This window comes from Streptomyces sp. NBC_01298 (genome assembly GCF_035978755.1).
In the GTDB taxonomy this organism is placed as follows: Bacteria; Actinomycetota; Actinomycetes; order Streptomycetales; family Streptomycetaceae; genus Streptomyces.
The window spans coordinates 2155403-2166581 of record NZ_CP108414.1; the positions used below are offsets into that span (position 1 = coordinate 2155403).

Sequence of the window (11179 nt, forward strand, 5' to 3'; positions counted from 1 at the left end):
GTCGGCGCAGTCTCGGTCTTAGACCGCCGTCTGCGTGTGGACGTAGTCCACCAGGCGGGTCAGGGCGTCCGGGTTCGTCGTCGGGAGGACGCCGTGGCCCAGGTTGAAGATGTGGCCCTCCAGGCCCGCCGCCGCGTCCAGGACCTCGCGGGCCTTGGTCTCGATCGCCTCGGGGGTGGAGAAGAGGACCGCCGGGTCCAGGTTGCCCTGGAGTGCCTTGCCGGGGCCGACGCGGTGGACGGCGTCGCTCAGGGAGACGCGGTAGTCGACGCCCATGACGTCAGCGCCGGCCTCGCCCATGAGGCCGAGCAGCTCGCCCGTGCCCACGCCGAAGTGGATGCGCGGGACCCCGTACGAGGCCACGGACTGAAGTACCTTCGCGGAGGCGGGCATCACGGAGCGGCGGTAGTCCGCCGGGGCGAGGGCGCCGACCCAGGAGTCGAAGAGCTGGACCGCGGAGGCGCCGGCCTCGATCTGGACCTTCAGGAAGGCGGAGGTGATCTCGGCGAGGCGGTCGAGCAGGTCGGCCCAGAGCTCGGGGTCCCCGTACATGAGGGCCTTGGTGTGCTCGTGGTTCTTCGAGGGGCCGCCCTCGACGAGGTAGCTCGCGAGGGTGAAAGGCGCGCCGGCGAAGCCGATCAACGGCGTGGAGCCCAGTTCACCCGTGAGCATGCCGATCGCCTCGGTGACGTACGAGACGTCCTCCGGGGTGAGGTCGCGCAGCTGTGCGAGGTCCTCGCGGCGGCGGATCGGCTGGGCTACGACCGGGCCGACGCCCGGCTTGATGTCCAGGTCGATGCCGATGGCCTTCAGCGGGACCACGATGTCGGAGAAGAAGATGGCCGCGTCCACGTTGTGGCGGCGGACGGGCTGCATCGTGATCTCGGTGACCAGGTCGGGCCGCATGCAGGATTCCAGCATCTGCGTGCCCTCGCGCACCTTGCGGTACTCGGGGAGCGAGCGCCCCGCCTGCCGCATGAACCACACGGGGGTGTGCGGCACCGGCTCGCGCCGGCACGCCTTCAGGAAGGCGGAATCGTACGTCTGGCTCGGCGTGCCCGTGGGGCGGGTGTTGGCGCTCACGACTCAAATCTTCGCACGTATGAAGAAGTGCCCGGCCCGGCACGGGTGTGGCTGCGCCGTACGGGGGCTCGTTCCGCCTAGTCTTCCCCGCATGGCTGCGGCTCAGGGACGATTTTCAGATGGCGCTGACGGTACGGACAGCGCGAAGGACAGCTCCGTCCCACTCCCGTTCCGGCGGGCGGTCGACGGCTTGAAGAAGGCGAGGCTGCGGCAGGGGATCGAGATCGACCCCACCAAACCGCCACAGAGACTGGCGCCCCACGCGTACGCGCTGGAGGCCGCCGTCGTGGACGGCGACGAGGACCTGGCCGACGGCCGGCTCATCCTCCTGCACGACCCGGCCGGGCACGACGCCTGGCAGGGCACCTTCCGGCTGGTGACGCTCGTACGGGCCGAACTGGAGCCGGAGATGGCCGTGGACCCGCTCCTCCCGGAGGTGTGCTGGTCCTGGCTGACGGGGGCGCTGGACGCGCGCGGGCTCACGTACGGGGAGGCGAGCGGGACCGTGACCATGGCCGCCTCGCACTACTTCGGCGGGCTCGGAGAGCGGCGGCCGGCGACCCAGATCGAGATCAGGGCCTCGTGGACGCCGCGCGAGGGGGTGGGCGGCGTGCCCGACACCGCCGCACACCTGTCGGCCTGGTGCGAACTGCTGTGCCAGATCGCGGGGCTGCCGCCGGTCGGCCCGACCGAGACGGTGACCGGCGTGGTCTCGCTGCCCCAGCGGCGCGGCCCGCATCACCCTCAGGGGTAGTTCCGGGGCGGTTCCGGGGCGGTTCCTCGAGGCCGGGACCTTGCCGGACCTCCGCCGGACGCCCGCCGGACCCGCGCCGGCCCGCACCCCGATGCCGGGCCGGATGTCGTTACGGGGCGTCCGTTGCGGGCTTCTGATCACCCTATGATCGATCGTGCGTCCGAATTGCCCGAATTGTTACTCACCAAATCGTGATCATTCCCTAAAGCCGGGCGGGTGACGTGCCGAAGGAGTCATAGACCATCCGCACGGTTCGCACCGGCTTCCTTCCCCTAGCCGGCCGTCCCGCCACTCCCCCCCAGGAGGCCTAGGTGTCCGTTCTTCTCGAGCAGCCCGCAAGCCTGGTCGCCTACCGCCCGAACAAGCCGACGGCCATGGTCGTCGTGGCCGACCCGCGCGTGCGTTCCACCGTGACCCGCCATTTGTGGGCCCTCGGAGTACGCGACGTGATCGAGGCTTCGTCCATCGCGGAGGCCCGTCCACGCATCGGCAGCCCGCGCGACATCTGCGTGGCCGACGTACACCTGCCCGACGGCTCCGGTCTCACCCTGCTCTCCGAGACCCGGGCCGCCGGTTGGCCGAACGGCCTGGCCCTGTCCGCCGCCGACGACATCGGCGCCGTGCGCAACGCCCTCGCGGGCGGAGTGAAGGGCTACGTCGTCACCGGCACCCGGACCAACATCGGGCTCCCGTCCCGGCCCGGCGCCGCCCCCATCGGCGCCGCCGCCGCCCGCATGCACCGCCGCCCCCCGGGTGCCCCGAGCCACCCGGGCGGCTACCGAGAGCTCTCCGGCCGCGAGGTCGAGGTCCTGCGCCTCGTCGCGGAGGGCCAGTCCAACAAGGCCATCGGCGTTTCGATGGGCCTTTCCGCCCTGACCGTCAAGTCCCACCTCGCACGGATCGCCCGCAAGCTGGGCACCGGCGACCGGGCCGGGATGGTCGCCGTCGCCCTGCGGACCGGGATCATCCACTGACCCGGCCGATATCCCCCGAAAGACCCCGGGAGAACTCCCGGAGAACCCGGGGAAACGTCCGTCCTCCCCCCTCGCGCCCGTCGCCGGAACGTTCCGGCGACGGGCGCGTCGTATCCACGGATACCCTTGACCGGTGACCGACGCCCAAGAAACCGCAGCAGGCCTGCGCACCACCACCGGGGGCGGCCCCCCGGACGACGAGGTTTCGTCCGACGGGCTGCCGATTCCCTTGCTAGAACCCCGTGAGGGCATCCCCCCGGTGGTCGCCGACGCCGCCGCGCTCGCCGAGGTGGTCGCGGCCTTCGCCGCGGGCACCGGCCCCGTCGCCGTGGACGCCGAGCGCGCCTCCGGCTACCGCTACGGCCAGCGCGCCTACCTCGTACAGCTGCGCCGCGAAGGCGCGGGTTCCGCACTGATCGACCCGGTGGGCTGTCCCGACCTCTCCTCTCTCGGCGAGGCCCTGGCCGGTACCGAGTGGATCCTGCACGCAGCCACCCAGGACCTGCCCTGCCTGCGCGAAATAGGCATGGCACCCACCTCCCTCTTCGACACCGAGCTGGCCGGCCGCCTCGCCGGCTTCCCGCGGGTCGGACTCGGCGCGATGGTCGAAGGGGTCCTCGGCTACTCGCTGGAGAAGGGCCACTCCGCCGTCGACTGGTCGACGCGTCCGCTCCCCGAGCCGTGGCTGCGCTACGCCGCGCTCGACGTGGAGCTGCTCGTGGACCTGAGGGACGCGCTGGAGAAGGAGCTGGACCGGCAGGGCAAGCTGGAATGGGCCCACCAGGAGTTCGACGCCATCTGCGCCGCACCGCCCGCGCCGCCGCGCAAGGACCCGTGGCGCCGCACCTCGGGCATGCACAAGGTGCGCCGGCGCCGGCAGATGGCCGTCGTCCGGGAGCTGTGGGAGTCCCGGGACCGGATCGCGCAGCGACGTGACGTGTCACCGGGCAAGGTGCTGGGTGACGCCGCGATCGTCGAGGCCGCGCTCTCCATGCCGCTGAACGTGCAGGCCCTCTCCGCCCTGCCCGGCTACGGGCAGCGCATGGGCCGGCGCCAGCTGGACCAGTGGATGGCGGCCGTGGACCGGGCGAAGGCCCTGCCCGAGGCCGAACTGCCGCAGCCGGGGGCCACCCCGGCGGGTCCGCCGCCGCCGCGTTCCTGGGCGGACAAGGACCCGGAGGCCGCGGCGCGGCTGGCGGCGGCCCGGACGGCCGTGTCGGCGCTGGCGGAGGGGCTGAACCTGCCGCAGGAGAACCTGATCACCCCCGACACGGTCCGCCGGCTGTGCTGGGAGCCGCCGCTGCGGCTGGAGGCCGACGCGGTGGCCGAGGCCCTGGCGGGCTACGGAGCCCGCCCGTGGCAGATCGAGCAGGTGACGGACGCCCTGGTCACGGCCCTGGCCGCGACCGCGCCCGTGGCGGCGCCCGAGCCCGAGCCCGAAGACTGACGCACCCGCGCCCGCGGTGCGTGGCGGAGCCCCCCGGTCCTGGGACCGGGGGGCTCCGCCGTGTCCCGGTTCCGCTACAGCCGGACCCGGCTGGAGCGACACCGTGTTCGTCCGGCTGCGGCGGCTGCTGGGCCTGCGGGTGGAACTGCTCGTCCTGATGGTGGCGGAGGTGGTGGCGCTGCGGTACTACCGGGCCGTGCGCGACGGGGCCGCCGATCCGCTGGCCCGCGAGGTCGCGGGCCGCATCCTGGCCGACGAGGAACGCCACGTCCCCTTCCACTGCCTGCGACTGCGCGAGGCGCTGGCACCCCTGCCCGCCCCCGCCCGCCGGGCCGCCCTGCTCGGATGGCGGACCCTGCTCGCCGCCGCGGCCGCGGTGGTCGCGGTCGACCACGGCCCGGCGCTGCGCACCCCCGGCGTCCGGCGGCGCGCCTTCGTCGCGGACACCGTCCGCTCCTCGGCGCCCATGGCCGCCGCCATCGCGGCCGCCACCACCGCGGCGTCCGCCGCCGCCGCGCGCCCCTTCGCACCGCCCGTGCGGCGGGGCGGCGGAGTGTGACCTTCGCCGCTCCTCCCAGGGGGGCTGTGCATGCCGGTTACCGGCAAGTAGCATGATGAGGTGAGCGGGCGCTCAGCGATTGGGAGCGCCCCCGCGCAGCAGTGCACACCCGCACCTGGAGGAGAGCCAACGTGCCTCGTACCGTCAGGGACGTCGTCTTCGTCGACGGCGTCCGCACCCCGTTCGGCAAGGCGGGCCCGAAGGGCATCTACAACGAGACCCGCGCCGACGACCTCGTCGTCAAGGCCATCCGGGAGCTGCTGCGCCGCAACCCGGACCTGGACCCCGCGAAGATCGACGAGGTCGCCATCGCCGCGACCACGCAGATCGGCGACCAGGGCCTGACGCTGGGCCGCACGGCCGGCATTCTCGCGGGCCTCCCGCAGTCCGTCCCGGGCTACTCCATCGACCGCATGTGCGCCGGCGCGCTCACCGCCGTGACCGCCGTCGCGGGCGGCGTGGCCTTCGGTGCGTACGACGTCGCCCTCGCCGGCGGTGTCGAGCACATGGGCCGTCACCCCATGGGTGAGGGCGTGGACCCGAACCCCCGCTTCGTCTCCGAGAAGCTGGTCGACGAGTCCGCCCTGTTCATGGGCATGACCGCCGAGAACCTGCACGACCGGTACCCGACGATCACCAAGCTCCGCGCCGACGAGTACGCCGTGCGCTCGCAGGAGAAGGCCGCCAAGGCGTACGCCGACGGCAAGATCCAGCAGGACCTGGTGCCGATCTCGGTGCGCAACAACAACGAGGCGGCCGGTGAGACGGGCTGGGGCCTGGTCACCGCCGACGAGCCGATGCGTCCGGGGACCACGCTGGAGAACCTGGCGGGCCTCAAGACCCCGTTCCGGGTCCACGGCAACGTCACCGCGGGCAACGCCGCCGGTCTCAACGACGGTGCCACGGCCGCGATCATCGCGTCCGAGGACTTCGCCCGCGAGAACAACCTCCCGGTCAAGATGCGCCTGGTCTCGTACTCCTTCGCGGGTGTCGAGCCGGAGGTCATGGGCTACGGCCCGATCCCGGCCACCGAGAAGGCGCTGGCCCAGGCCGGTCTGACGATCGACGACATCGGCCTCTTCGAGGTCAACGAGGCCTTCGCGGTCCAGGTCCTCGCGTTCCTGGAGCACTACGGCATCGCCGACGACGACGCCCGCGTCAACCAGTACGGCGGCGCCATCGCCTTCGGCCACCCGCTCGCCTCCTCCGGCGTCCGCCTGATGACCCAGCTGGCCCGCCAGTTCGAGGAGCAGCCGGAGGTCCGCTACGGCCTGACCACCATGTGCGTCGGCTTCGGCATGGGCGCCACGGTCGTCTGGGAGAACCCGAACTTCACCGCCGAGGGAGACAGCAAGTGAGCACCACCACCACTGAGCTCCTGAAGGGCGCGGCCGAGCTGTTCCCGGACGAGGTCGTCACGCGCGCGCTCGTACGCCACCTGGACCTGCCCTTCGGCGCCGGGCGCTTCGCGCTCGTCACGCTGGACAACGGCCTGGACCACACCAAGCCGACCACCTTCGGCCCGCAGTCCCTCGCCAACCTGAACGCGGCGATCGACCAGGTCGAGCAGGAGGCCCTCGCGGGTTCCATCGTCGGCGCGGGCATCACCGGCAAGCCGTTCATCTTCGCGGTCGGCGCCGACCTCAAGGGCGTCGAGCTGCTGAAGAAGCACGACGAGGCGCTCGCCATCGGCAAGGGCGGCCACGACGTCTTCAAGCGCCTCGCGGCGCTGGCCGTCCCCACCTTCGCGTACTACAACGGCGCGGCGATGGGCGGCGGTGTCGAGGTGGGTCTGCACTGCACCTACCGCACGGTCTCCAAGGCCATCCCGGCCTTCTCCCTGCCCGAGGTCTTCCTCGGCCTGGTACCGGGCTGGGGCGGCTGCGCCCTGCTGCCGAACCTGATCGGCGCGGACCGCGCGGTCTCGGTGATCATCGAGAACTCGCTGAACCAGAACCGCCAGCTCAAGGGCAAGCAGGTCTTCGAACTCGGCATCGCGGACGCGCTGTTCGAGGGCGCGGACTTCCTGGAGCAGTCGCTCCTGTGGACCGCGAACGTGCTGAACGGCACGACCGAGGTCGTCCGCGACGAGATCGACCGCGGCGAGGCCTGGGACGCGGCGGTCGCCCGCGGCCGCTTCATCGCCGACTCCAAGGTGCACGGCGCGGCCCCGGCCGCCTACCGCGCGCTGGAGATCATCGAGGCTGCCAAGGACGGCGACCTGCAGAAGGGCTTCGACGCCGAGGACGCGGCCCTGGCCGACCTCATCATGGGCGGCGAACTGCGCTCCGGCATCTACGCCTTCAACCTGGTCCAGAAGCGCGCCAAGCGCCCGGCCGGCGCCCCGGACAAGAACCTGGCCCGCGCGGTCACCAAGGTCGGCGTCGTCGGCGCGGGCCTGATGGCCTCGCAGCTGGCGCTGCTGTTCCTGCGCCGCCTGGAGGTGCCGGTGGTCCTCACCGACATCGACCAGGAGCGCGTGGACAAGGGTGTGGGCTACGTCCGCGCCGAGATCCAGAAGCTGCTCGGCAAGGGCCGCATCAACCAGGACAAGGCCAACCGCCTGACCGCCCTGGTGACCGGTGTCCTGGACAAGGCCGAGGGCTTCGCGGACGCGGACTTCATCATCGAGGCCGTGTTCGAGGAGATGTCCGTCAAGCAGAAGGTGTTCGCGGAGGTCGAGGCGGTCGCCCCGGCGCACGCGATCCTCGCCACCAACACCTCCTCGCTGTCGGTCTCGGAGATGGCCTCCAAGCTCCAGCACCCGGAGCGCGTGGTCGGCTTCCACTTCTTCAACCCGGTCGCGATCCTCCCGCTGCTGGAGATCGTCCGCGGCGAGCAGACCGACGACGCCTCGCTGGCCACGGCCTTCGGTGTCGCGCGGAAGCTGAAGAAGACCGCGGTCCTCACGAAGGACGCCCCGGCGTTCGTCGTGAACCGCATCCTGACCCGCTTCATGGGCGAGATCCAGAACGTCATCGACGAGGGCACCCCGGTGGTCACCGCCGAGAAGGCCATCGAGCCGCTCGGCCTGCCGATGTCCCCGCTGGTGCTCCTGGAGCTCGTGGGCCCGGCGATCGGTCTGCACGTCTCCGAGACCCTGAACCGCGCCTTCCCGGAGCGCTTCACCGTCTCGCCGAACCTCGCAGCGGTCGTCAAGGCCGGCAAGCGCGGCTTCTACACGTACGACTCCGGCAAGCCGGAACTGGACCCCGAGGTCGCCGCCCTCCTGGTGCAGGGCGATGTCGTCCTGACCGAGGAGCAGGTCCGTGACCGCGTCCTGGACGCGGTGGCGCAGGAGATCGGCCTGATGCTGGAAGAGGGTGTCGTGGCCGAGGCCCAGGACATCGACCTCTGCCTCATCACGGGCGCGGGCTGGCCCTTCCACCTGGGCGGCGTGACCCCGTACCTGGACCGCGAGGGCGTCTCCGAGCGGGTGAACGGCAAGAAGTTCCTGGCCCCGGGCCTGGCGAGCGTTCCGGTCTGATCCGGACCTCACGTACGACGAAGGCCGGTGTCCGCCGCCCCGCGAGGGGTGGTGGGCACCGGCCTTCGTCGTACGGCCGTGGTGACGCGCGGCCTGCCGGGCTCAGCGCGGGAAGAGGGCAAGCGCGTTGGCCACGGGCCGTTCGATGACCTTCCCCGGGGTCTCCCGCGGGTTGTTGCGCAGTTCCCCGAGCACGACCATGCTCGTGGACCCGCCGCCGTCGAGGCCGATCGCGTCCTGGGCGCCGAGCGAGGCCATGAGTTCGGCGGCCTCGGCGAGCGTGGCTCCGGCGTCCACACCGGGGTTGCGGCCGTCGATCGTGACCAGGAGCAGCGCGCCGTCCTCGGTGATTCCGGCCAGCGTGCGCGGAGCCTTCCTGGGGGTGGAGGCGGCGGCGCCGAGTGCGGACTCGCCCTCCTTCAGCAGCCGGTAACGGCCGCCCACCGCCGTCTCGACCTGGCCGCCCACGGGCAGGCCGACCATGTCGTTCATCTGCACGGAGCGCTTGAGCCGGTCGCCCCTGCGGGCGTGGGACTCCAGCCAGTCCACCGCTTCGCCCGTCGCGTAGAGCGTGCTGCCCTTCGCGGGTACGCGCCCGCCGGCGGGCTTGCGGAGGTCCACGACCCGCCCGTCGGCGTCGAGGACCGCTTCCATGCTGCCCGCGGGGCCGGGGGGCGTACGGTCGCCCCATTCCTCGGTGAAGGCGACGAGCTCGTCCACGTCCGTGCACAGACCGCCGTACGGCTCCTCCATCGGCTCTTCCGTGACGGCCAGGCGGTCGCCGCCCACGCCGCCGCAGCCCAGGACGCGGCCCGCGACCCGGTTGATGCCGTCCAGTTCCCCGCGTGCGCCGTCGTCCGAGATCACCTGGCCTTCGGTGGTGACCTCGTCGATGCGGGCGTCGAGCCTGCCGTCCCGGGTGGAGAGCAGCAGGGCCGTCCGGCCGTTCGTCGCCTCGCTGAGCAGCCGGCCGCCCTCGGTGTAGAGGCCGAGCGGGTCCCCGTCGTAGCCGCCGTAGTTCTTGCCGGTGCTGATGTCGAAGTAGGAGGCGTTGACGGCGGCCACCGCTCCGGCGGCCTCGGCCATCTCCCGTACGGTCTCGGCGTGGGCGAGGGACTTGCCGTGCACGGCCCCGACCCGGACCTCGGCGTCGGGGCGGATCGCCAGCATCTGGACGTGGGACACCGCGCGGCCGTCGAGTTTGCGGGTGAACTCCTTGTAGGTGACCCCCCTGGGCAGTGCTCCGTCCGGGACCGGCGCCCGGGAGGAGAACCCGGGTTCCGGGAAGCCGTCCGATCCGCTGGAACATCCCGCCAGTGTCACGGCCATGACCGTGGCCAGGGCGGCTGCCAGGCGCGCGCGCCTAGCCACGGAAGGCACTCAGTGCCCCCGGTGACATGCCCAGGTCGCCTATCCGGATGGTGACGTGCGAGCGCACGGAGTGGCCGGCCTCGTCCTCGTAGGTGCAGGTGAAGAAGTCGTAGCCCTGGTAGGAGGCGGGGGCCTGGTAGACCACCGTGCCGTCCGGGGCGCAGTGCAGCATGCCGTGCCGGGGGATGCCCACGCCGGTACGGCGCAGCCCGTGCTCGGCGTCCGGGGGCAGGGTGACCTGGGCGCCGGGCGGCAGGTGCAGGGCCCGGCCGGGAACGCTGTGGCGGCGGACCCAGAACCCCTGGTCCTCGATGCCGGAGCTGGGGATCAGCTTGTCGCCCTCGGCGGGCATCAGGCCGACCACCACACGCGGGAGCGTGATCGCGCCGTCGGGGGCGTCCGGCTTCACCTTCACGGTGCAGGTGTGGGTGACGGCCTCGGTGCCGGAGGCGAAGCCCATGTAGCGGCCGTTCTTCAGCAGCCGCAGGCCCGTCAGGCCGCCCATGACCACCCAGTCGCCCAGGGTGTCGCCGAGGACGTAGCCGTAGGTGCGGTACGCGCCGCCGCTGGGCGTGAGGGTCATGGCCAGGGTGAACTCCTGGCCGGGGAGCAGCGGCCGGCCCGGGTCGGCCGAGGCCGCCAGGTCGAGCACGCCGCTGAAGGCGCCCTGGGTGATCCAGGCGCGGACCACGGGGAACCAGGTCGTCGCTTCGCCGCTCATGCCGTCGCTCCCACCATCGCCGCGCCGACCCGCTCCTTGGTGAGCCGGTCGAATTCGACGTCGTCCAGGAACTGCACCGCCTGGTTCGCGTCGAACTGGTTCTCCAGGTTGCGGAAGAACGGGGCGGGCAGCAGCTCGCGCGAGCGCAGCTCGCCGGCGACGAACCGCGCGCACTCCACGGCGCCGACCGGCCGCAAGTGCGAGTTGTCCCCCACCCCGTCGGGGTAGTTGGGGTGCTCGCCCGGTTCGAGGTAGAGGAAGACCTGCTTGCAGCCCTGCGGGCCGAGCTGGCGCCACCAGGCGACGCTCCACTCGTTGAGGTCGATCAGCGGCACGGACATCTGCGCCGCCACCTCGCGCTTGGCGGCCGGGTAGAGCTTCAGCGGCCGGCGGAAGTTGCCGAACCGGTCGAAGACCGCGCGCTCGTGGCTGGGGACGAGTACGGGGTGGGCGCCGCGCAGCCGGGTCTCGATGACGTAGCGCCGCAGGTTGCCCTGGTAGTCGTCGAAGGGCTCGGTGTGCAGTCCGGCCCCGGGCTTCATGTCGTTGGGACCGAAGGAGATCAGGTGCAGGTCGCCGGGACGGATGTTCTCCATGATCCAGCCGAGCCTGCCGCGCTCCATGAAGCTCTTGGTGCTGGCCCCGGCCCGGGCGCAGTTGATCACGTCCGCGCCCTGCATGAAGATCGGCATCGCCTGCCCCCAGCCGGTCATGGGCGCCATGCCGCCCTGGCGGCTGCACACGCTCGATCCGCCGGACAGGAAGATTGCCGTCATGGTGCGT

At 72.1% G+C, this 11179-nt stretch carries 9 protein-coding genes and 1 pseudogene; 6 read left to right on the plus strand and 4 right to left on the minus strand.

What is annotated here, in order from left to right:
• Nucleotides 1-18 precede the first annotated feature (18 nt).
• Entirely contained in the window at nt 19-1083 is a 1065-nt protein-coding gene (gene hemE / locus OG730_RS09730; protein WP_327303863.1) for a uroporphyrinogen decarboxylase, read from the minus strand.
• A gap of 91 nt (nt 1084-1174) precedes the next feature.
• Between hemE and OG730_RS09735 the strand changes: the two genes are divergently transcribed.
• The 6 genes and pseudogenes from OG730_RS09735 (at nt 1175) to OG730_RS09760 (ending at nt 8304) form a co-directional block, all read left to right on the plus strand.
• On the plus strand, nt 1175-1837 hold the full coding sequence (locus tag OG730_RS09735) for a DUF3000 domain-containing protein (RefSeq protein ID WP_243331447.1): 663 nt from the start codon (nt 1175-1177) through the stop codon (nt 1835-1837).
• Nucleotides 1838-2148: 311 nt separating this feature from the next.
• Nucleotides 2149-2811, plus strand: coding sequence for a response regulator transcription factor (locus OG730_RS09740; RefSeq protein WP_214956508.1), 663 nt, complete (start codon nt 2149-2151; stop codon nt 2809-2811).
• Nucleotides 2812-2944: 133 nt separating this feature from the next.
• Nucleotides 2945-4258, plus strand: a complete 1314-nt coding sequence (locus OG730_RS09745; RefSeq protein ID WP_327303864.1) for an HRDC domain-containing protein — start codon at nt 2945-2947, stop codon at nt 4256-4258.
• Nucleotides 4259-4325: 67 nt separating this feature from the next.
• A pseudogene (locus tag OG730_RS09750) lies at nt 4326-4817 on the plus strand (ferritin-like domain-containing protein); the annotation flags it as partial.
• 131 nt (nt 4818-4948) lie between these two features.
• Nucleotides 4949-6175, plus strand: coding sequence for a thiolase family protein (locus OG730_RS09755; protein WP_112447308.1), 1227 nt, complete (start codon nt 4949-4951; stop codon nt 6173-6175).
• The gene (locus tag OG730_RS09760) at nt 6172-8304 is read left to right on the plus strand and encodes a 3-hydroxyacyl-CoA dehydrogenase NAD-binding domain-containing protein (RefSeq protein WP_327303865.1); all 2133 of its coding nucleotides are present in this window, start codon (nt 6172-6174) and stop codon (nt 8302-8304) included. The genes OG730_RS09755 and OG730_RS09760 overlap by 4 nt, the downstream gene beginning before the upstream one ends.
• 102 nt (nt 8305-8406) lie before the next feature.
• On the opposite strand, the gene OG730_RS09765 is transcribed toward OG730_RS09760, so the two are convergent.
• The 3 genes from OG730_RS09765 to OG730_RS09775 are packed head-to-tail and all read right to left on the minus strand — an operon-like array spanning nt 8407 to nt 11172.
• A complete protein-coding gene (locus tag OG730_RS09765) occupies nt 8407-9675 on the minus strand; it encodes a phosphodiester glycosidase family protein (protein ID WP_327303866.1) in 1269 nt (422 codons plus the stop codon).
• Nucleotides 9668-10396 carry a hypothetical protein gene (locus tag OG730_RS09770; RefSeq protein ID WP_327303867.1) on the minus strand — a complete coding sequence of 243 codons (729 nt, stop codon included), beginning with the start codon at nt 10394-10396 and terminating at the stop codon, nt 9668-9670. The genes OG730_RS09765 and OG730_RS09770 overlap by 8 nt, the downstream gene beginning before the upstream one ends.
• Complete coding sequence (locus OG730_RS09775) at nt 10393-11172, minus strand: rhamnogalacturonan acetylesterase (protein WP_327303868.1); 780 nt, start codon at nt 11170-11172, stop codon at nt 10393-10395. Before OG730_RS09775 ends, OG730_RS09770 begins: the two co-directional genes overlap by 4 nt.
• Nucleotides 11173-11179: the final 7 nt, after the last annotated feature.